We start from the raw sequence: 22422 nt of genomic DNA, 5'->3' as shown, positions 1-22422 counted from the left end.
CTGATTTTTATGTGCCGAAAGCTTTCTGTATTTCTCCTGTTAATGTCGGTCTGTATGAGTTGCCGGACAAAACCAGGAAAAACTGTACAACTAACATAAAAATCATGAAAAAAATTAATCTGTATATTATCTTAACCCTGGCTGTAAGTTTAACAGCCTGCAAACAAACCAATAAAAAAGAGACCACGGCGAAAACACCGGAAGATACCGGTCAGGCCGAGTTACGGGAAAAAGCCTTCGATACGATCCTGGATGGTAAGCAGGTAGGTCTGTACCGGATAAAGAACAATAAGATAAAAGCCGCCTTTACCAATTATGGGGGACGTTTGGTGGGGTTGTGGGTACCGGATAAAAACGGGAAAATGACCGATGTAGTGATAGGCTTTGACAATGTGGGTGATTTTATCAATTCCACGGAACCCTATTTTGGCGCAACAATAGGCCGGGTAGGGAACCGTATCGCCAAAGGAAAATTCACACTGGAAGGTAAAGAGTACACTATTCCCGTAAATAACGGAGAAAATTCGTTACACGGCGGTAACAAGGGGTTCCAGGATGTAGTCTGGAAAGCAGAACAACCGGATGACAAGACCCTGGTACTGCATTACACTTCTCCCGATATGGAAGAAGGCTTCCCCGGGAATCTTGAGGTGAAAGTTACTTACTCCGTTACGGCAGATAATAGTCTGAAAATGGAATATGAAGCAGCAACCGATAAGCCTACCCCCGTTAATCTTACAAATCATGCTTTTTTTAACCTCAATGGCGAGGGGAATGGGACTATTCTGGAACACCGTGTGAAATTTTATGCGGATGCATTTACCCCCGTAGATGAAGGCCTTATTCCTACAGGAGAGCTAAAGGACGTAAAAGGGACTCCTTTCGATTTTTCGGAATTTCACACCATAGGGGAGCGTATCGGAGAAGAAAATGAACAATTAAAGAACGGAGACGGTTACGATCACAATTTTGTATTGAACAATACTAAAGCAAAAGGAATGAACCATGCCGCTACGATCATAGGGGACAAAACGGGTATTACCATGAATGTCTATACGGAAGAGCCCGGGATACAGTTTTACAGCGGTAACTTCATGCAGGGAAAGAATACTTTCAAAAGCGGGACCAAAGACGACTTCCGTACGGCATTCGCCCTGGAAACCCAGCACTTCCCCGATGCCCCGAACCAGCCGGATTTCCCGTCGATAATATTAGATCCCGATGAGGAATACCATACCGTTTCCATATATAGTTTTTCAACAACCGATAATTAGAATAACCAGATAACTCCATCTAAAATCACCGTGATGAAAAAATTAATTCAGATCCTGTTTACCATCTTGTTTTTCCAGGCCGGTTATGCCCAGCAAAGGCAGGCACCTGCATATCCCCTTATAACACACGATCCTTATTTTAGTATCTGGTCATTTGCCGACGAGGTAAATTCCACGCCCACCACGCACTGGACAGGAACCGATCAATCCCTGCTGGGGTTTGTGAAAGTAGACGGGAAAACATACCGTTTCCTGGGAAAAGAAGGTGTAAATTATAAAGATGTACTTCCCGCTTCAGACAGTGAAGCCTATGAAGTAAAAAGTACGGAGAAAAACCCCGGACAAGGCTGGGAACAACCCGGCTATAACGATTCGGACTGGTCTGTATCCTCTGCCCCTTTCGGGGATAACGATCAGGCCGGGACTTCCTGGAAGAGTGAAGCCCTCTGGTACAGGCGTACCTTTGACCTTTCTGCCGTCCCTTCGGAAGAAATATTGCTGAAACTCCGTCATGATGATAACGTAAAAGTATATATCAACGGAGAGCCGGTATACGATTGCGAATGCTGGAATAACGAATTCAAATACTATGACATCCCGGAAAAGGTCCGGAAAAAACTAAAGAAAAAAGGAAATGTGCTGGCTATTCACATACGGAATACAGCAGGCGGACAATGGTTGGATGCAGGTATCGTGGAAAAAATAGTTCCGAAAGACAAAGCCATTGCAGCCAGGCAAAAAGCTCTGAATCTTTCTGCAACACAAACCACATATACTTTGGAATGCGGTCCGGTAGACGTAGACCTTACGTTTACCTCTCCTTTGCTTATGGACGATCTCACCCTTTTTGCCCGACCGGTATCCTATATTTCCGTAAAAACTACGCCTAAAGATGGCAAGGCTCATAAAGTGCAGGTATATTTCGGAGCTTCTTCTGCAGTAGCATCCAATGTACCCGGCCAGTTGATGACTACGGAAAAATCGTCCACGGAAAACCTCTCATACCTGAAAGCAGGTACCACAGAACAACCTGTCCTGGAGAAAAAGGGAGATAACCTGCGTATTGACTGGGGCTATATGTATGTTGCCGCCCCGGGTGCCGCAAAAGCAACACAATATGTTTCCCCTGCCACGGAAGCCGCGGAAAATTTCATCTCCGGAAATACGGTTTCAGGGGAGGTAAAGGAAGGAAAGCAACTGATGCTGAACACCGTTTTTCCCGAAGAAGAGATCCGTTCCGAAAAGGAACACCTGATCCTGCTTGGCTATGACGATATCTATTCTATCCAGTATTTCGGGCAGAACCTGCGCCCGTGGTGGAATAAAGACGGGAAAAATACCTTTCAGAACGAATTGGAAAAAGCCTATTTCCGGTACGAAGACGTCATGGAAAAATGTGATGCATTTGACAGCGATCTGCGTCAGAAAGCCGTGGCGGCAGGGGGTGAGAAATATGCTGAGATATGCGAGATCGGTTACCGGCAGAGTATTGCGGCTCATAAGCTGGTAGAGAGCCCTGACGGTGAGGTATTGTTCCTTTCCAAAGAGAATTTCAGTAACGGTTGTATCAATACCGTTGATGTGACCTACCCGTCCGCACCGCTATTTCTCCTGTACAATCCTGAACTTATGGAAGGTATGCTTACCGGGATTTTTTACTATTCTGAAAGCGGAAGGTATAAAGAACCTTTCCCTGCCCATGATATAGGTACATATCCCAAAGCGAACGGGGTGGTATACGGAGAACCCATGCCCGTTGAGGAATCCGGAAATATGATTATTCTCACGGCGGCCATAGCAAGGGCTGAAGGCAATGCCGGTTATGCCAAAAAGCACTGGGAAACGCTTACCACCTGGGCCAATTACCTGGCAGATAAAGGCTTTGATCCCGGGAACCAGTTGTGTACGGATGATTTTGCCGGACACCTGGCGAGAAACGCCAACCTGTCCGTAAAAGCGATAGTAGCCCTCGGGTGTTACGGGTATCTTGCCGATCAATTGGGATATAAAGATGTAGCTGAAAAATATACGGCAATGGCCAAAGAAATGACCGGGAAATGGCAGGAACTCGCCGATGCGGGAGATCATTATGCGCTTACGTTCGACGACAGTAACACCTGGAGCCAGAAATACAATCTCGTCTGGGATAAAGTACTTGACCTTGATCTGTTCCCGAAAGAAGTCTATCGGAAAGAAATAGCCTTTTACCTGAAGAACCAGAACAAGTACGGTCTGCCCCTGGACAGCAGGTCCGACTACACCAAATCGGACTGGATATTGTGGACGGCGACACTGACGGATTCGAAGTCCGGGTTTATGAAACTCGCAGATCCTGTGCACGTTTTTGCCACAGAAAGTAAGGACAGGGTGCCCATGAGTGACTGGCATTTTACATCTAGCGGGGATGTCCGCGGGTTCCAGGCCAGAAGCGTAGTAGGAGGCTATTTTATAAAACTGCTGGAAGAAGAATGGAAGAAATAATATAATACCGGATAGTTGATTCCGGCCGGGAAACAGTTATCGGTGCTCATAAATCCTTTTTGCCCTCAAATTGTAAAATTAACCAAACAGAAATGACACCATGAACAGAAAATTAATCTACAGCATCCTGGCCGGGATTTCATCCGTGCTATGTGTTGCGGCACAAACAGTGCCCCGTGTGGAAGGGAGCCCTTACCCGTTTTCAGCCGTGCCGGATCGTTTGTTCCTCACTTCGGAGAACTATGCCCCTTCGGAAATTATTGCCCTTCAGACCCTTATGGGGGTAATTGCCAAAGACAAACCGGAAATACTCAGGGATATTTACGGTCACAGGGGTCTTGTGGAGAATACGGGAATAACGGTGGATGATACATATTACACGGATTTCCCCGCACTACTGGAACATTTTGCCGGCAGGCTGGACGGATATATCCTTTGTAATCCGAAAGACAGGTCTACCAATGTAGCCATCTCCCTGGCCGGTGTAATGAATGCCGTGGCCATCCCCGCGGATATAGAGCAGACCGCCATAAGTGCGGGACTCGAAAAACTACTGGATGTAAGGGACAAGGATGAATCCTGGGCGCTTGCCAATTACGGGGATCTTTTTAGCACCACCATCGCATCCTATCAGCAGAGTTCTGACGACCGGGTATATCACCTGGGAGATTACAGCGCATTCACAGGAGCTTTCCAGTTCTGGGACGATTCGCCTTCCGGAACACTGGCCAATAACGTGTATAGCCGGATGGACAAAGGAGCCACCTATTTCGGCTGGGGCCCTCAGGAATATGAGACGGTAGAACAATTGTCCCTGAATTCCGCGGTGATACACCCGTCCGATTGGGGCCCTAATATGTCAACCCTCACCAATATTCCCGCGACTAAGGAAACATTCCGTCAGAAAGAACCGGTGAAGGCCTTTGAAGTAGTCCCGGATGTTCATACGGTATGCTTTGTCATTTCCGACGGCGATAACGTACAGTGGCTTCTCGGTTCACACGATAGTCCCACCAGCTGGAACAATCCGAATCGTGCCCGCGTTAACCTCGGGTGGACGATTTCTCCCGCACTTGCGGAACTCGCCCCCGTGGTCTATGAAAAATATGTGGATAACTGTCTTACCACATCCGAAGGCCGGAATGTGCTCATCGCAGGGCCTTCCGGAAGAGGATACCACCTGCCGGGAAGATATCCGGATGCCGATCTTGAAGCGGAAAGCGAATTGCTGAATCGCTATATGAAAAAGGCAGACCTGAGGATCGTAAATATCATCGATGCGGATGATAGTGATAATGACCCGTCAGCCTATCTCAGACAGGATAATATAGATGCCCTCTTCTATTACAGCTACGGGGCCAATTATACCGGAAGGCAGGGGGAAATAGACTGGTATAACGGAAAACCATCCATTGGTGGCAGGTATACCTTATGGGGGACCCTCTCTTCTCCCGGGCCACTTGCTGAACAACTCAATCAGGCATCTACCGACATTTATTCCGAGGATGGTTACAGCCTCATCCCCGTTCACGTTTGGTCCAGGGGAGTGGACGATGTGCTGGAATGTATCGAGAACCTGGGACCCAACGTACGGGTAGTGGCACCGGACGAGTTCGTGTGGCTTATCCGTAAAAATCTCGGCGGATTACAGGTGGGTACCGGTAATGGGCTCAGGGCAGATTATTACGATGGATATAACCGGAACGAACTCAGGTACAGTCAGACCGATGCGAATGTCGATTTTGATTGGGGAACCGGTTCTCCCGATGTGGAAAAACTGGGGACCGATCAGTTCTCCGTGAAATGGTCCGGGCAGGTACAGCCTTTATATGATGAAGAATATACTTTTTATGTGCAGTCGGACGATGGCGTGAGACTTACCGTAAACGGAGAGGTACTTATGGATGCCTACGATTCAAGGGGTGCACAGACCGGAAGCGGTACGATAACCCTGGCTGCCGGGGAGAAATATGATATCTTACTCGAATACGCTGAAGACAGCGATGATGCCTTCTGTCACCTGGAATGGGAAAGCATCTCCCAGATGCGTGAAATTGTGCCGAAGGGACAGCTTTACAGCCGCCCGGATAGCTCCAAAGGGCCGGTGACATTTTATGAAAAATGTGGTTTTAAAGGCTTTCATGCAGAACTTCCCATAGGAGAATACAAACTGGCTGACCTGGAACTCCGCGGATTCCGGGAAAAAGAGATCGCAGCACTGAAAATTGCCCGGGGATATAAAGCGGTGCTGTACGAAGAAGATAACTTCGGAGGGGCGTCCAAAGAGATCAATACCAACCGGGGATGCTTCGGCAACTGGAAAAATAAGGTGAGTTCTCTCAAGGTAATGGCCGACGGAGATACGGAACTGGAAGGCACCTATTCTCTCAAAAACATAAACAGCGGGTTGTTTATGGATGTCCGGGGAGGGCTCGGAGGAGTGTCGGACGGGGTGAATGTACAATTATGGCACGAAAATAACCAGGCCAACCAGACCTTTAACCTGGAACACATGGGTAACGGAGTATATACCATTACGGTATATCACAGTGCCAAATGCCTGGATGTGGAACAATCCGGGTTGGACGACGGTACTAATATTTCACAGCGAACCAACTATGAAGCCCGTAACCAGCAGTTTATTGCTGTTCGTGAGGGGGGCAATTACAAATTTATTGCCGTACACAGTGGTAAGGTCATTGCCGCTGAAGATGAAAGTACATCATCGGAAGCCAGTGTAGTACAATATACCGATACCGGTCAGGCTTCTGCAAAGTGGGAACTTGTATCTGCTCCGGCAGTGGGTAATGGCGACGGGCTCACGGGAGATTATTACAACGGTATGGAGTTCGACACTTTCGTTTTTTCCAGGACAGACCCCTCAATCGATTTTGACTGGGGCGAAGGTTCCCCGGGAACTGGTGTGGATGTAGACGACTATTCCATACGATGGAACGGAAAAGTAGAACCCAGGTATTCCGGGGAATACACATTTTACATCACCAGTGATAACGGCAGGAGACTATGGATTGACGGCGAACTTATTATCGATGCCTGGATAGATGACTGGGATGTGGAATACTTCGGTACTATTACCCTGGAAGCCGGACAGAAATACGACATACGACTGGAATATTTTGAAAATTACGGCGGGGCCAATTGCAGGCTGCGGTGGTCCAGTGATTCCCAGCCCAAAGAGATCATACCGCGAAATCAACTGTATGCTTCTGGGCAAACAATTATTGTTCAAACAGAAAAGGCCGAAGAAAAGGAAGATGCAACTATACTTTATCCCAATCCTTCTTCGGGAGACCTGCGTCTGCAGTTTGATTCCGAAAAGACCGAAGTGGCCATTTATAACATGGCCGGGCGTAAGGTTATGCCGGTTAAGACCGTAAGACCGGATGAAGCAGTGGATGTTTCATCATTGAAGAGCGGACAATATATCATCCGTTTTTATGTGAACGGAGAAGAAAAAACAAAGCACTTTATTAAAGATTAAGGGACCTGTTTGCCCCTTAAAACCGGAGTCTTCATGCTGAGCTGCCTTCCGAAGCCCTGTTAAGGTGGGGGAAGGCAGTTTTATGTGAGTATCAGAACTACCGGGAAATTGCCTGGTAAGTGAGTGTTTCAAATTCATCACCTATACGCCAATAGGGGGACAGGTATTCCTGGGTAAAAAGTATTCCTATAAGATTTTCCTCCGGGTCTGCCCAGTAATGTGTATTAAATGCGCCTCCCCAGCTAAAAGTACCGATAGAAAAGGGTGACAGGTAATCGTTCTTTTCGGTTTCCAGGGCAAATCCCAGTCCGAACTGAAAATCATCCGGTTGCGGAGGGTAGGGGGAAATACGCATTTCGGGGGTTAGCTGGTTGGTAAGCATAAGTTCTACTGTTTTGGGGCTTAACAGTCTTTTTCCGTTGTAGGTCCCTTTATTGAGGAAAAGAGTAAGGAACCTGGCATAGTCCGAAGTCGTGGAGCTGAGTCCGGCACCTCCCGAAAAATAAGTTCCTTTCTGATTGGGGAAGAGGGGATTTACACCTTCGTAAATAGAACTGGTTACCTTTTCCAGTCCCTTGGGAGTACTTTCGTATAGGGTAACCAGGCGCGATTGTTTTTCTTCCGGAATATGAAAATACGTGTCCTCCATTCCCAATGGTTCGAATACCCTTTTGCGAAGGAAGTTGTCAAAAGTCTGCCCGCTCCATAATTCCACCAGGTACCCGAGGAGATCGGTATTGATACCATAGGTAAAAGCTTCGCCGGGCTGATGTTGTAAGGGTACTCTGGCCAGGAGTTCCATTTTTTCTTTTATAGTAGAACCGGCAGACCCGATACCACTGGGGATACCTGCCTTTTCATAAATGGCCCACATCCGTTTGTCACTGAAAACAGCCGGATAGGCAATACCCGAGGTGTGCCTCAGCAAGTCCCGGATGGTAATTTGTCTTTCTGCCGGGGAGGTGGTGTACGTCGTATCCTTTTCATTGTAAGTGTTCAGGACTGTCATATTTTCATAAGCCGGTATATACATGGAAACGGGGTCATCCAGCAAAAACTTCCCTTCTTCCCAGAGTAACATCACAGCAAGGCTGGTAATAGCCTTGCTTTGAGATGCAATACGGAAAATGTTATCGGTCTGCATCCTCTTCCCGCTTTCCGTATCGGCATAGCCGAAAGCCTTGTTATACACCACTTCTCCATTTCGGATAATAAGTGCCGTTGCACCGGGAATATGTTTGTCTGCGATATGCCTGTGAACAAAAGAATCGATTTGTTTCAGGCGCTCCGCATCAATCCCTTGTGTTCCCTGGGCATGTGAAACGAAGGAGAAAAGCATCGGGAAGAAAGCGATAAATCTTGCTGCAGTATTTCTTTTTGAAAATGTTTTCATCGTTTTTTCAATTAAGAGGTTTGTACTTATTCCTGGGTTTTCCCGGCTGAAGGATAGTCCGTATATCCTTTGGACCCACCTCCGAAATACGTAGAAGGGTCCCCCTGGGTAAAAGGTATATTATACTCCAGGCGATACGGAAGATCCGGATTGGCAATGAACGGGCGTCCGAAGCCGATCATATCCGCCCATCCTTCAGCGAGTGCGGTTTCGGCTTTTTCCCGGGTGTATTTGCCGGAATAGATCATGGTTCCGGCAAACACTTTGCGCAATGCTTTTTTGAAAGATACCGGCATTAAAGGAGCATCATCCCAGTCAGCCTCCGCTATATGTATATAAGCAATCCCCCTTTTATTCAGGATTTTTGCTGCTGCCGTATAGGTCTCTTCCGGGTTGTCATCTACCGCACCCTGCAGGGTAGTAAGGGGAGCAAGGCGCACTCCTACCTTCTTTTTCCCTATGGCGGCAGTAACGGCCTGAACGGTTTCATCCAGGAAGCGCAACCTGTTTTCCAGGGAGCCGCCGTATATATCTGTCCGGTTATTGGCCTGTGAGTCTATGAACTGGTTAATGAGATATCCGTTGGCTCCGTGAAGTTCCACACCGTCAAAACCGGCTTCCATGGCATTTTTTGCAGCTTTTGCGTAATCCCGTATGACCTCCCGGATTTCCGGAGTGGTAAGCGCCCTTGGCGTGGAATGCTGTACCATTTCACCCATCCCGTTTTCAGCGCCTTTGCCTTCGGGATCGATAAAGACCTTAACACCTTCAGCAACCAGGGAAGATGAAGAAACGGGAGCTCCGTTATCGGGCTGCAGGGACGTATGGGAAATACGGCCTACGTGCCACAACTGGGCAAAGATCAATCCGCCTGCTTCATGTACGGCATCGGTAACCTTTCTCCAGCCTTTCACCTGTTCCGGTGTATATATTCCGGGAGTCCAGGCATAACCCTGTCCCTGTTTGCTGATCTGCGTACCTTCGGAAATAATAAGTCCTGCGGATGCCCGCTGGCTGTAGTATCGGGCCATAAGGTCAGTAGCCACTTCACCTTTTGCCGCCCTGGACCTGGTCATGGGAGGCATAACGATCCTGTTTTTGGTGGTATACTCTCCCACCCTGTGCCCTTTGAAAAGGGAAAGTTCTATATATTTCATGGTAATATTTTCAGATTTGCGAATTATTTGTTTTCCACTGCGTATTTCAGCTTTTTGTTTCGCCTCAGGAACAAGAGTGAAATGGCGATGCCCGCCGCAGCCATGGCAACGCCAACCCACTCCGGGGAAGTATAGCCATAACCCATATCTATGGGAATGCCACCGAGGAACGCTCCCAGTGCATTTGCAATATTAAAACAGGCCGGGCCCAGGGAGGCCACCAGCATTTCCGCTTCGCTCTTTACCGAATTGAGCAATAATACGGTAAGCGGGGGAACAATGGCAAAGGTGGCTACTCCTGTAAGAAACGTCATGGCCAGCGAAGCCCAGGAGTAGGATGCGGTATAATAGATCAGAACCATGCATATTATCTGGAACCCCAGTACGGTAATAACGGTTGCAGACGGGGAAAAGGCATCGGAGAGTTTTCCGCCGATCAGGTTCCCCACAAACATTCCGAATCCTGCGAGGATCATGATGTAGGGCAGGTGATTCTCGGCAATGCCCGATACTTCCGTCATCAAGGGCGCTATATAACTTATCCATGCGAAAAGTGCTCCCGGAGCCACGGAAAATATAAGCACCATAAACCAAACATTACCATCTTTGAAAATGGCAAAGTCTTTCCAGGGATTCCCGGTATTTTTCCTCGGTTCCGTCTTAGGCATCCAGAACCGCAGTGCCAGGATGGTAACCAGCCCGATAAAGGTGATTAGCAGAAAGGTATAACGCCAGGAAAAGTGATGTCCTATATAGGTGCCCAGCGGAACACCAAGCAGGTTGGCTATGGTAAGTCCGGAGAACATGAAGGCTACGGCTTGTGCCTCTTTGCCTTTGTCTGCAAGCCTGCTGGCCATGACGGATCCTATCCCGAAGAAAGCCCCGTGCGGAAGCCCGGATACGAACCTGGATAGCAGGAGAAGTTCATAGTTCGGAGCAATAATGGACAATCCGTTGAACAGGGTGAACAGAACCATGAGCAACACCAGTGCTTTCTTTGGGGAAAACCTGTCCATACTTACCACCAACAGTGGCGCTCCGATCACCACTCCCAATGCATAGGCCGAAATAAGATAACCCGCTACCGGGATGGAAATATCGAGATCTTTGGATACATCGGGCAGCATTCCCATAATGGTAAATTCGGTAACCCCGATACCCAGGCCTCCCAGTGCCAGGGATAATAAGCTTTTTTTCATGCGTTTATTTTTATAGTTCTAAATGGTCACATGTCGATTTCATAATATAGTATGGATTTTAGACGTGGTATTATGAGATCAGACTCTTGTACCCGGAAATCACGGGAAAAAACACTTTTTCCAGGTGGGCCTTATACGTGGTGATATCTCTTTCCATATCCCCGTTCTTGACAATATCATGAAAGTGGATTCCTTCCAGCGGCTCTAGTCCGATAAAGGCGTTCATCCGGTGAAACCCGAATAAAATGCCTTCGTCCACGCTTTTTTGCTGAAAGAATTCCCCCGGAAGGGTGAAAGCTTCCTTAGGTGCATTCCAGCTGGTGGTAGCCATATATTTTTTTCCTTTGAGCAATCCGCCGGTACCGTAGTTGATAGCAGGATTGGCAGAAGACCGGCCGTCACCATTATAGATGTCTCCTCTTTCAAAAACATAATCTACATATTCTTTTAGTTTGTGGGGAAGCTGAAACCACCAGATAGGCATGTGATAAATAATCACATCCGCCCAGGCAAATTTCCGGGCTTCTTCTTTTGGAATATACTTCTCGTTAATATTGGTGGTCTTTACTTCAAATCCTTCCCGGGATTTAAAAAAATCATGGGTTATGTTTGTCAGGGTTTCATTGAACCGGCCACGTGATTGTGCGAATTTTTGTCCGCCGTTAATAATGAATATCTTTTTCATTGCTATGTCTTTTAAGATTACAGGACAAAATTATGGCTACTTCATGTATTATTAAAATAATATAAATCATATATTTGTATCATAATTATAATAATTATGGTATGGTAAATCTGGAGTGGTACAGGACTTTTAAAGCTATTTATGAAACAGGCACCCTTACCGGTGCTGCGCAGGCTCTTTATGCTTCCCAGCCCGGGGTAAGTCTGCATCTCAGTTCGCTGGAATCCTATACGGGGTATAAATTATTTGATCGTTCTTCGAGAAAAATGGTGCCTACGGAGAGAGGAAAGGTATTGTACAACCATATTAAGGAGGCTATAGCCAAGCTGGAGGATGCCGAACAGTGTTTCCGGAAAAGTACGGAAAAGGATAAACCTACCATTAGTGTAGGCATGTGTATGGAAACCTTTCAGTATACTGTGGAACCGTTTATTTCCACTTTACCTTTTGATGTTATTATCAAGTTTGTGGAATACAAGGATGCCCTCAATGACCTGGACAAAGGAATACTCGACCTGGTGATAAGTTCCCGTAAAGGTCAGGATAAGAATATAGATTACCGGGCCTTTTCCAAAGAGAAAATAGTACTTGTGGCAGGAAGGGATACGGACGTGGACGGTTTTGAAGAACTGCTTACAGGAGAACGCGGCCGCCTGGAAGAGTGGCTGAAGTGCCAGACATGGTACGGGACTACGGGCGATATGGAAAATCTGCAGAGGTTCTGGAATGTGAATTTCAATAAACATCCCGATTTTAAATGTAATTATATTGTTCCGAACAAGACGTCTATCGTGCGTTGCCTGAGCAGGGCGAAAGGCCTTGCCGTACTTCCCGATTTTCTGTGTATGGATGAGATAGAAAAAGGGAATATCCAATTGCTTTGGGAAGGAAAAACACCCATAGAGAATACGCTTTACTTCGCTATGCGTAAAAAGACGATCTATGCCGATGAAATAAAATGCATAGAAGACATTTTCGAAAGGAAAATGCCTTCTTATGAACCTGTGGAAAAAGAAAGTATAGCCGGATAAAAATATTTCTACCTTACCATTAAGGCGGATATCCTTTCCCGGCTTATAACGGGATTGGCACCTTCGCTTTCCGCTACCAATGCACCCATGGCACATGCAAAATGTATGGCTTTCTGCGGATGGGATTTGTGATGGAACAGGTGGGTAAGTAATGTGGCAAGAAAAGAATCGCCTGCGCCTACCGTATCTTTTACCCTGATGTTATAACCACTGTTATAGTACCACTTTCCTTGGTGAAGTAATACCGCACCGTGCCTGCCTTTGGTTACACATGCGGACGGTGTATTGGTTTTTTCCGCCATATACTCCATATTCTGCTCCAGGGATTTGTAGGGAGAACCCAATGCTTCCGAGATCTCATAGAGTTCGTCATCATTGAATTTTATAAAATCGGCTTTGTCCATCAGGTCTTTTAAGGTGTCCATAGTATAATGCGGACTCCTTAAATTGACATCGAATACTTTACGGATGTCTCCGGACAGTAATTTATGTAAGGTATTCCTAGCTACCTCGTCACGACATGCAAGGCTGCCATATACCAGAAGGTCGGAAGTATTGACCAGTTTTTCTGCCGTATCGGTAAATGGTATTTTATCCCAGGCCGAAGGGTAAGTTATCTCATATGTGGCGGAACCACGATCGTTGAGGGTTACCTGTACCGTGCCGGTGGAGTGGTTTTCTATTTCGGCAATTCCTTTGGTATTGACCCCGTTCTTTTCGAGGTATGATTTTATTTCTTTACCGTCGTCATCACGGCCTATGCCGCTTATCATGCTTACATGGCATCCGAGGGACTGCATACGCATAGCTACATTAAGCGGTGCTCCGCCGATGTTTTTGTGGTCCGGAAAACAATCCCACAACACTTCACCGTAAGATATTACCCTGAGTTTTTTTTCTTTATTCACTTTTATGGTTTTCAGGCAGGTTTGCCGTTACAAATTACGAAAAATTAAATATGGGAAGTCTGAATTCGATCTCCCTGTTTTTATAGTCATTCCGAAACTTAACATTTTTAGCAAATGCATAAATAGGGATGACATTAAGCTAATTATTAAATGAGTACTCTTTGTGAAACTCCGCGAAACCTCTGTGTATCTCTGTGAAATAGCTATCACACAAAGTTGCTCAGAGAATTCACAAAGAACCGCAGAGTAAAAACGTCTTCGGTAGCGCAGCCGAGAGGTTCCGGCCTTGAAAAACACCCCGACTGCGTCCGATGTGACGGTTGTATTAATACCCCGGATTTTGTTTGTACAATCCTCCGCCGGTAAAATCGATCTCCCGTTGCGGGATCGGATAATATTCATCTCTTCCTGCGGTGAAACGGGCATTGGCCAGGAAGTCCCGCTTCGTTTTTTCTTCATTCAGGTAAGCATTTAATACTGCTGCGGCTTCTCCCCAGCGGACCAGGTCGAAGAAACGGTGCCCTTCCATGGCAAATTCCAGTCTCCTCTCGAATTTGAGGGCTTTCAGGGCTTCTTCTTTGGAAGAAAATGAGGGATACGGTTCTATGTTGTATATGTTGCTTGCCCCGGCTTCTATAGGTCGGGCCGTGCTTGCAGCAGCTCTTTCCCGTAACTCGTTGATAATAGGCAGCGCTTCATTGTACCTGCCCAGTTGTATCAGGGCTTCGGCCTTAAAAAGCAATACATCGGCATATCGTATAAAATCTATGTTCTTAGAGGTGCCTATAAAGGGTCCTTCCTTTACAAAACAGGAGCAGTCGGGAGCCTGTTGTTCTTTCATATTTCCGAAAAAGCCGTAAACACCGGGATCCCTGGCCCAGCTTGTCCGGTAAATCATATCGCCCTCTTCGTTTACCGTATTGCGGTATTTAAAGGGACGTCCGGGTACACCTATCGTATGGTCGAGCCGGGGATCGACACTGGTAAAATCTTCGGGATCGATCATATCTGAAGCATTGAAATGGTCGGGCAGGGGCAGGCCGTCCGCACCGGTCTTAAAGGCATTGACCATGTTCTGGCTGGGCAGGTGAAAACCGCAGCAACCGTACAACGAAGTTCCGTGCGGTGAATTCAGCCCGGTAACATAGCTTGCCCTGCCTACTTCCGTTCCGTCATTTACCGAAAATTGTGCTGCCCATATGGATTCGGGGCCATTGTCATGGCCATCGAGAAAGTTATTCGCAAAATCCGGTTCCAGGCTGCCGGATACTTCGTTTGCATACGTAATAACTTCTTCCAGTCGTGAGGGATTAATATTCACTACATTGTGATTTTCGTCCTGCTCATAGGCCTGGTAGAGCCTTAATTTGGCCATATAGGCGGCAGCGGCACTTTTATCTGCACGGCCCGACTGTTCACGGGTCCCGGGAAGGTTTTCAAAAGCAAAGAGAAAATCCTCTGCGATCCTGTTCCAGAGTTCTTCATTGTCTACATCATTGGAAATCTGTAGTATCTCCTCATCGCTGAGTCCTTCCGTGACATAAGGGATCTTCTTGAAAAGCAGTTTCAGCATAAAGTGGGAATGTCCCCTGAGAAAGCGCAGTTCTGCCATCCTGGTGGTTTTCAAAGGGAATTCTTCTTCGGAAAGTTCCCCGATCACCGACAGGGCAAAATTGGCCCGGGAAATTGCTTTGTAAAAATTAGTCCAGGTACGCGGTATCATTTGGTCGCCATCATCGGCCTGGGTAAGGTTATACTGTTCGTAATGGTCCACTACAACGACATCGCTCCTTCCACCACCACCTTTATAGGCGTCGTCCGAACGTACGCTGCCATACACCCATAAATGGGTGAGGGGGCCTATCATTTCGTCGTTGGCAATCCCGGCATAAGCTGTGGTGACCAGGTTTTCGGCATTTTCGGCAGTGGCAATATCCTCTTCGGGGACCTGCCCTTTGGGATCGTATTCCAGAAAATCCTTGCTGCAGGACATCAATAAGAATGTCCCGGCAAGGAGAGTATAGTATATGGTGTGAATTGCTTTCATTTGTTTATTTTTATTGTTCAGTCAAAGATTAAAACCCTGTAATTTTTAGTTTCTATAAACTTTTGCCACGAATACACTAATAGTTTTTAAAAATGATTCGTGTATCGATGGCAAAACAGACTTTCAGTCTGCTGTAAACCTATGACTTCCAAACCCGTATTGGTTTAGTTTTATTATAAGTTTAAAGTCATCGGTATACATTGGATTATCTAATTACCTCATTATCTCATTGGAATATTATCCCATTTTAAAACCCGATATTGATCCCAAGTGAAAAAGTGGTAGGAACCGGAATGGCATTGACGTTAGTCCTTTCAGGATCGGCCCCCACAAAGTTTTTCGGAGTGATCCAGAACAGGTTCTCTCCCTGCATATAAAACCGCAGGTTGGTCATTCCTCCCCATTTTTCGATCAGTTCCTTGGGCAGGTTGTACCCTAACTGGGCGTTTCTCAGTTTAAAATAGGAGTTGTTGCGGTATACATAATCCGAGTCCTGGGTGTCATTGTTCACCAGGGAAAGGGAAGGGATGTCCGTATCCGTATTTTCGGGGGTCCAGGCATTGAGGACACCCAGCCCGGCATTTTCCCGTCCCTGTACAAAGTTGTTCCAGAAAATATAGGGATCGATCCCGATACGTCCGGTGACTCCGGAACCAAACACCGATAGGTCGAAGTTCTTATATCCGAGATCAATGCGAATGCCATATTCCAGATCGGGGAGTGTGGTACCGAGGAAGTCGCGATCGTCTGCATTGATAATACCATCTTCATTGAGATCCACGAATTTTATCCCGCCCGGCCTTGCACCTACCTGGGTGGCATGTGCCTCTACTTCTTCCCGGCTCTGGAACAGCCCGTCCGTTTTGTACCCGTAAATGGAAAACTGGGAATGACCGATGATAGAATTTTCTGCAGTTCCGGGATAAGCGGTCCTTACTTCTTCGGGAAGTTCGGTGATTTTATCCTTAAAAGCCCCGAAGTTGGTAGACACGGCAAAATACAGTCCGTTTTCATAGGTGTCGGAATAAGCCAGGGACAGTTCCCATCCCTTGGTACGGGTGGAGGCCCCGTTGAGAAAGCGTTGCCGGCCTTCGCCAAGTACCGAGGCCACAGGAGGTTGTATTAAAATGCCTTCGGTATTTCTCACAAAATAATCGAAAGAACCGGCAATTTTGTTTTGGAAAAATCCGAAATCCAGCCCGACATTCATTTCGCGGGTCTCTTCCCATTTCAATCCGCTGTTGGCAGCTTGTATTGAGACAAAGCCGGAAGGCAGGTTCCCGGTATTATTACCGTTGAGGTCATAGGCAGTTCCTACATTATAATAAATATTAAAGAAGTCCGGTACATATACATTCTGATTGGGGCCGTACCGGGCTTCATATAATCCGAAGCGGGCCACATCACCTATAGACTGGTTACCTACTTCTCCATAGCCCGCACGTATTTTGAGATCCGATATAGTGTTGTTTTCTTTCAGGAATTCTTCGCGATTGATACGCCATCCTGCGGTTGCTGCCGGGAAGTAGCCGTAGCGGTTGTCGTCTCCGAAACGCGAAGATCCGTCCCGCCTGAGGGTAAAGGAAGCCAGGTATTTATCGGCAAAGGCATAACTGAGCTTACCGAACTGCGACCATAGGCGGCTGCCTGTAGAAGTACCGTCTGTGGTACGGTTTCCCGAAGCAGCACCAAGGGTAAAGTAGTCTCCGGTTTCTATGGCAAAGCCCTGGCCGGAGGATACGATGGAATTAAAGTCCGTCCTTATCGCTTCGGTACCGAGAAGCACCCCGATCCTGTGATCGCCAAGCTTCAGCTCATAATTCAGGGTATTGGTAAAGGTAAAGCTGGTATAATCGTTGGTATCATGTGTCAATTTATTGACACTTCTGGTTATAAAACCGTTCTGTACAGTGGTCTCTATATCTTTCCGGTGAAAGCGGTTGTGGTCTATTCCCACAGAGGTGCGGAACGTCAGGTTACTAAAGATATCGGCTTCTGCAAATACATTTCCGAAAAGGGTGGTCCTTTCGGTATTGTCCCACCGGTTAATGTATTGCATATACACGGGGTTATTCCGGTCGGAGTATCCGGAGCCGATCGGCCCGGCATATTCTCCCGTAGCCGTAAAGACGGGGATCGTCGGTGCCAGGGTAATGGCCAGCCCGGGAGTAGGGGCACTTCCCACATCGGGAGAGGCCAGGGTTTCATTGGAAGTAAAAAGCTGGGTATTTATGCCTACCCGTACCTTGTCCTTAAACAGTTTTACGTTTCCGTTAAACCTGGCCGAATAGCGTTCATAACCTGTATATTTCAGGATACCCGTATTTTTCAGGTATCCCAGGTTGAGCAACATGAAAGATTTGTCTGTTCCCCCGGAAATACTCACATCATTATTATATACATACCCGGTTTCATAGGTTTCTTTCTGCCAGTCCGTATCTCCCGCAGGGACATCGGTATTTCCGCCCACGTAGGGTTGTACGGATACACTGTTAAGCACAGGGCTGGTAAAGTCACCGTTCCAGTTAAAATCGTAAATCTCTCCATAGGCATTATTGGGATCGGCCCCGTCATTCACGGAGGCACGCCACAATGCTTCACCTCTCTGTTGCGCATTCAGCATATCGTAACGCTGTTTCTTTTCGGAAAGGACCGAAATGTTTGAGTTTATGCTGATACTGAATTTTTCACCTTCTCCCCTTGTGGAGTTTTTGGTACTGACCACGATAACCCCGTTGGCTGCCCTTGCCCCGTATATGGAGGATGCCGAAGCATCCTTGAGCACCTGGACGGACTCAATAGCGCTCGGATTGATGCTGGCAAAGACTTCCGGACGGACGGTGGGAACCCCGTCTATAACGTAAAGGGGATTATTGTCTCCCAGGGTACTCACTCCCCGGATAAGAATGCGGCTGCTTGCCCCCGTAGGGTCTCCCGACTTCTCTACGAACAGCCCGGGCACACGGCCCTGTAGGGCCTGCATGGTGCTCCCGGAGCTCATGCTTTGCCCTTCCAGCGGAGCCATGTCTACTACGGAAATAGCCCCTGTCATTTCCACTTTTCGCTCCCTGGTATACCCTACAATAACAACTTCATCCAGTTGTTGCGAATCTGTGTCCAGGGCAATATTAATCTGTGTTTTTCCGTTTACCGGGATCTCCTTTGTAACAAATCCTACATAACTGAATACCAGTATGGCCCCGCCAGGGATGTCGGGGAGACTATAATTACCATCAAAATCGGATACGGTACCTTTGGTAGTCCCTTTTACAAGAATGGAGGCCCCGGGAAGGGGAAGCCCGTCCTCAGACGAGGTCACCGTACCATTCACTCCGGTTTCCTGTGCATACAGGTAGCCCTGTGCCAACAGCAGAAGGCAGAACAATAATCGTTTCATATGTTTTGGTTTTTCTGGTTAATCGAATTTTAATTGATGAATAGCGATCTCTTTAATGACAGCTTCCGAATCTGTTGCAGTAAGCCTAAAGGTGTCAAAAGGAGCTTCGGGGAAGAATATTTCTGTCATGACCACACTACCGTTATCGTAAAATATCTCGATAGAAGTCTTATCCAGTACAATGTGTATGTCAAGTGTGGCTGATGAAGAAAAACGGGGAGCAACGGATTTTTTTTCTGCGAATTTTTCAGAGAAACCGGTTTTCCCTGTCTTTGTCCGGTCAATAAAGAACTCTTTCTTCTGACTGTTCAGACCGAAAGTGAGGCTGTCACCTTCTTTGTTGTAGAGTTGGATTACAGATGTTCCATTACCTATTCCTTCGAGGGTGAGTGAGATTTCGGTGCTGTTAAGTGCAGCATTACTTTCTGTATGATAAACGAAAGGGGTGTTTAGTGCAATGTCGTGTTTTTTGCTGGCTCTGGCACGAAAATCTTTTAATTCCCGGACGGGCTGTGAAGCCAGTTGATAGGTGTTCCCTGTTTTGACAAGCCGCAATTCCCTGGGGAGGGTCATGGCGCTTCGCCAGGCGGTGGTGGGCACCTGCTGGGCATACTCCCAGTTGGACATCCATCCGATAAATAGTTTTCTGCCGTCACTATCCGGGATGCCGGACCAGGTGACCCCGGCATAGTTGTCTTTGCCGTAGTCGATCCAAAAGGCTTTTCTTTTATTTAATTCGGCTTCAAACCCGGGATCTAAAATAAAGGTCGTACCGTCAAAATCGCCTATAAAATACTGGGTAGCCGAACCGCCATTCGGTCCTCCGGGGTTGACACTCTGGATCAGTACCCATTTGGTTTCGCCTGTGTCTTCCACGGTCATCGGGAAAAAGTCAGGACATTCCCAAACGCCACCGTGAGCACCCGTTTCCACACCGAAATCCGAAAGGAATTCCCAGTCTTTCAGATTGTCGGAACGGTAAAATTTGGCCCGGTCCTGGGCGGCCAGTACCATGACCCATTGATTACGTGTGGTGTCGCGTACTATTTTAGGGTCACGAAAATCCCGTATGCCCGGGTTTTCGATGACCGGGTTGCCCTGGTATTTTGTCCAGGTCATCCCTTCGTCTGTACTGTAGGCGATACCCTGTGTTTCCACATCGACCTGGTCGTTATCCCTTTTTTCCGGGTTGTGAATGGTATACATGGCTATTACGGGAGGAGCCCCGTTTTCTCCGAAGCCAGAAGTGTTTTCATGGTCTACCACGGCACTTCCCGAAAAGATATAGCCTGATTCGTCAGGGTAGAGGGCTATCGGAAGTTCTTTCCAGTTCAGCAAGTCCGTACTTACCGCGTGTCCCCAGTGCATGGGGCCCCAGACGGTGGAGTCCGGATAATGTTGAAAGAACAGGTGATAATACCCGTTGTAATAGAACATGCCGTTAGGGTCGTTCATCCACTTTTCTTCGGGAGTGAAATGAAAGTAAGGCCTGTAGAGCGCTTCTTCGCTCAGAACCGTATTTTGGGATGTTGTTCCCTTCTTCCCGTTTTTCTGTCCGCAGGCAACGAGAACAAACAGGGAGGCGGTAAGTATTGTCGCTTTGGTTTTTAGTGTGTTTTTCATAATTATTGGGATTGATTGTTTAAAGCGTTATTTTCGAAGTGCGATCAGGGGCTTGTAATGCCCGGTCATTCTCCGGAATGTTTGAGATGTATGGCCGGGGTTTTATCTTTGATTTTTAGCCGGGTCTGTATTTTCTCCAGTGAAATTCCCTTGGTTTCGGGCATGACAAACCAAACGAACAGGAGTTGAAGGATCATCATTACCGTAAAGAACATGAAAACCGGCCATGAGCCCACACCGGCGAACAGCATGGGGATCAGGGAGGGGATGACCGCGGCGAGTATCCAGTGTACGGACGACCCGAAAGCCTGGCCGGCGGGACGTAGGTTATTGGGGAATATTTCTGATATATACACCCATATTACCGCCCCTTGCCCGATGGCATGCGATGCTATAAAAATAAAGAGGGAGAGGGGGACCGATAACCCGCCCCAGTCAAAATAAAAGGAAGCGGTTACCATGGAAAGGGAGAAAATATAGCCGAATGAGCCATATAATAACAGGGTTTTTCTTCCCAGTTTGTCTATAAGCATTACTCCTGCCAGCGTAAACAACAGGTTAACAAGGCCTATTCCCACGCTGCTGAGCAGGGCAGTGCTCTGTGCCAGGCCTGCTTCCTCAAATATTCGCGGGGCATAATAGAGAAAAGCATTAATGCCGGAGAACTGGTTAAACATGGCAATGAGGAAAGCAAGGACAAGGGAAAACCTGTATTTTTTCATAAATATGGTCTCTCCGGAATGGACTGTTGCCGCCCCTTCCTGTATTTTTTTTACCAAACGATCTGCGTCGCTTTCGGGGTCAATAAGTTTCAATATAACTTTTGCACGTTCTGTTTGTTTTCGGGAAATAAGCCATCTCGGGCTTTTGGGAAGGTTAAAGGCAAAGAGGAGATAGACAAGGGAAGGAAAAGCTTCGACACCCATCATCCAGCGCCACGAATTCTCACCGGTATTGCTGAGCAGGTAATTGGAAATAAAAGCAATGAGTATACCCAGCACAATATTAAATTGGTATAAAGAAACTAATTGCCCCCTTTTCCTTGCCGGGGCAATTTCCGATACATAAGCGGGAGCGGCAATAGTGGAGGCCCCTACACCGAGCCCGCCTATAAAACGGAAAAATGCAAAAGTATGAGGATCATTGGCCAGGGCAGACCCTACGGAAGATATCAGATAAAGAAAGCCTATAACTATAAGGGTGTCTTTTCTTCCTATGCGGTTCGTAGGGATCCCGCCGAACAAGGCCCCTACCACCGTTCCCCAGAGGGCCATGGCCATGACCACGGAACCGTGAAAAGCATCGGAAGAATTCCATAATAATTGCAATTGCTTGTCGGCCCCGGAGATAACCACCGTATCGAACCCGAACAAAAAACCGGCCAGTGCCGCCGTAACCGACCAAAGAATAATTTTATTCATCTTTTAATTTATTGTGATGAATGCTAATCTATTCTTAAAAAATGATGTTCTGTTTTGATGATGTTTCAAATCATTTCGTTTTTACTTTTTTTATCATTTTATTTTTTAATATTCTGTAAATCAACTGATTTGTTTTTGCCGGATCCTTTACTATAACGATATAGTTATACTCAGGTAACAGGAATTATACTGATGTTACATGAATTAAAGCCGGCTTACCGGTATGGTTTCCCGATAAAACCATACCACGGGTACAAGAAAGATAAGAAAGGGTTGTTATAAATGTGTTCTGCAGTTTTATAAA

At 47.0% G+C, this 22422-nt stretch carries 13 protein-coding genes; 4 read left to right on the top strand and 9 right to left on the bottom strand.

What is annotated here, in order from left to right; all coding sequences use genetic code 11:
* The first annotated feature begins 104 nt into the window (after window positions 1–104).
* The 3 genes from ED312_RS13515 (at window position 105) to ED312_RS13505 (ending at window position 7257) form a co-directional block, all read left to right on the top strand.
* Window positions 105–1274 (top strand): aldose epimerase family protein, encoded by a 1170-nt coding sequence (locus ED312_RS13515; protein ID WP_123216574.1) that lies wholly within the window; start codon window positions 105–107, stop codon window positions 1272–1274.
* 33 nt (window positions 1275–1307) lie between these two features.
* On the top strand, window positions 1308–3755 hold the full coding sequence (locus ED312_RS13510; protein WP_123216547.1) for a glutaminase family protein: 2448 nt from the start codon (window positions 1308–1310) through the stop codon (window positions 3753–3755).
* 100 nt (window positions 3756–3855) lie between these two features.
* Window positions 3856–7257, top strand: a complete 3402-nt coding sequence (locus tag ED312_RS13505; RefSeq protein ID WP_123216546.1) for a PA14 domain-containing protein — start codon at window positions 3856–3858, stop codon at window positions 7255–7257.
* Window positions 7258–7354: 97 nt separating this feature from the next.
* On the opposite strand, the gene ED312_RS13500 is transcribed toward ED312_RS13505, so the two are convergent.
* The 4 genes from ED312_RS13500 to ED312_RS13485 form a co-directional block, all read right to left on the bottom strand.
* Window positions 7355–8650: a serine hydrolase domain-containing protein gene (locus ED312_RS13500; RefSeq protein WP_123216545.1), complete on the bottom strand. Its 1296-nt coding sequence runs from the start codon at window positions 8648–8650 to the stop codon at window positions 7355–7357.
* 26 nt (window positions 8651–8676) lie between these two features.
* Complete coding sequence (locus tag ED312_RS13495) at window positions 8677–9807, bottom strand: alkene reductase (RefSeq protein WP_123216544.1); 1131 nt, start codon at window positions 9805–9807, stop codon at window positions 8677–8679.
* Window positions 9808–9830: 23 nt separating this feature from the next.
* Window positions 9831–11006 (bottom strand): MFS transporter, encoded by a 1176-nt coding sequence (locus ED312_RS13490; RefSeq protein ID WP_123216543.1) that lies wholly within the window; start codon window positions 11004–11006, stop codon window positions 9831–9833.
* A 70-nt stretch (window positions 11007–11076) separates the two neighbouring features.
* Window positions 11077–11691, bottom strand: coding sequence for an NAD(P)H-dependent oxidoreductase (locus ED312_RS13485; protein ID WP_123216542.1), 615 nt, complete (start codon window positions 11689–11691; stop codon window positions 11077–11079).
* A 101-nt stretch (window positions 11692–11792) separates the two neighbouring features.
* On the opposite strand from ED312_RS13485, the gene ED312_RS13480 reads away from it, so the two are divergent.
* Complete coding sequence (locus ED312_RS13480) at window positions 11793–12722, top strand: LysR family transcriptional regulator (protein WP_123216573.1); 930 nt, start codon at window positions 11793–11795, stop codon at window positions 12720–12722.
* An 8-nt stretch (window positions 12723–12730) separates the two neighbouring features.
* Here the strand turns inward: ED312_RS13480 and ED312_RS13475 are convergent, their stop codons facing one another.
* The 5 genes from ED312_RS13475 to ED312_RS13455 all read right to left on the bottom strand — a co-directional run bounded on the left by ED312_RS13475 (window position 12731) and on the right by ED312_RS13455 (window position 22118).
* Window positions 12731–13630, bottom strand: a complete 900-nt coding sequence (locus ED312_RS13475; protein WP_123216541.1) for a carbohydrate kinase family protein — start codon at window positions 13628–13630, stop codon at window positions 12731–12733.
* A 325-nt stretch (window positions 13631–13955) separates the two neighbouring features.
* Window positions 13956–15677: a RagB/SusD family nutrient uptake outer membrane protein gene (locus ED312_RS13470; protein ID WP_123216540.1), complete on the bottom strand. Its 1722-nt coding sequence runs from the start codon at window positions 15675–15677 to the stop codon at window positions 13956–13958.
* A 247-nt stretch (window positions 15678–15924) separates the two neighbouring features.
* Entirely contained in the window at window positions 15925–19074 is a 3150-nt protein-coding gene (locus tag ED312_RS13465; protein ID WP_123216539.1) for a SusC/RagA family TonB-linked outer membrane protein, read from the bottom strand.
* An 18-nt stretch (window positions 19075–19092) separates the two neighbouring features.
* Window positions 19093–20697 carry a glycoside hydrolase family 32 protein gene (locus tag ED312_RS13460; protein ID WP_123216538.1) on the bottom strand — a complete coding sequence of 535 codons (1605 nt, stop codon included), beginning with the start codon at window positions 20695–20697 and terminating at the stop codon, window positions 19093–19095.
* A gap of 65 nt (window positions 20698–20762) precedes the next feature.
* Entirely contained in the window at window positions 20763–22118 is a 1356-nt protein-coding gene (locus ED312_RS13455; RefSeq protein WP_123216537.1) for a sugar porter family MFS transporter, read from the bottom strand.
* Between the last annotated feature and the right edge of the window lie 304 nt (window positions 22119–22422).

The sequence above is a fragment of the Sinomicrobium pectinilyticum genome (genome assembly GCF_003725735.1).
In the GTDB taxonomy this organism is placed as follows: Bacteria; Bacteroidota; Bacteroidia; order Flavobacteriales; family Flavobacteriaceae; genus Sinomicrobium; species Sinomicrobium pectinilyticum.
The sequence above is the reverse complement of the archived record's forward strand: the minus strand, read 5'-3'. Positions and strand labels throughout refer to the sequence as shown.

Excerpts from the sequence above, each read along its gene's own strand:
- ED312_RS13485 (WP_123216542.1), bottom strand. The coding sequence starts at position 11,691 with ATGAAAAAGATATTCATTATTAACGGCGGACAAAAATTCGCACAATCA.
- ED312_RS13510 (WP_123216547.1), top strand. The coding sequence starts at position 1,308 with ATGAAAAAATTAATTCAGATCCTGTTTACCATCTTGTTTTTCCAGGCC.
- ED312_RS13500 (WP_123216545.1), bottom strand. The coding sequence starts at position 8,650 with ATGAAAACATTTTCAAAAAGAAATACTGCAGCAAGATTTATCGCTTTC.
- ED312_RS13480 (WP_123216573.1), top strand. The coding sequence starts at position 11,793 with ATGGTAAATCTGGAGTGGTACAGGACTTTTAAAGCTATTTATGAAACA.
- ED312_RS13505 (WP_123216546.1), top strand. The coding sequence starts at position 3,856 with ATGAACAGAAAATTAATCTACAGCATCCTGGCCGGGATTTCATCCGTG.
- ED312_RS13495 (WP_123216544.1), bottom strand. The coding sequence starts at position 9,807 with ATGAAATATATAGAACTTTCCCTTTTCAAAGGGCACAGGGTGGGAGAG.
- ED312_RS13490 (WP_123216543.1), bottom strand. The coding sequence starts at position 11,006 with ATGAAAAAAAGCTTATTATCCCTGGCACTGGGAGGCCTGGGTATCGGG.
- ED312_RS13455 (WP_123216537.1), bottom strand. The coding sequence starts at position 22,118 with ATGAATAAAATTATTCTTTGGTCGGTTACGGCGGCACTGGCCGGTTTT.
- ED312_RS13515 (WP_123216574.1), top strand. The coding sequence starts at position 105 with ATGAAAAAAATTAATCTGTATATTATCTTAACCCTGGCTGTAAGTTTA.
- ED312_RS13465 (WP_123216539.1), bottom strand. The coding sequence starts at position 19,074 with ATGAAACGATTATTGTTCTGCCTTCTGCTGTTGGCACAGGGCTACCTG.
- ED312_RS13470 (WP_123216540.1), bottom strand. The coding sequence starts at position 15,677 with ATGAAAGCAATTCACACCATATACTATACTCTCCTTGCCGGGACATTC.
- ED312_RS13460 (WP_123216538.1), bottom strand. The coding sequence starts at position 20,697 with ATGAAAAACACACTAAAAACCAAAGCGACAATACTTACCGCCTCCCTG.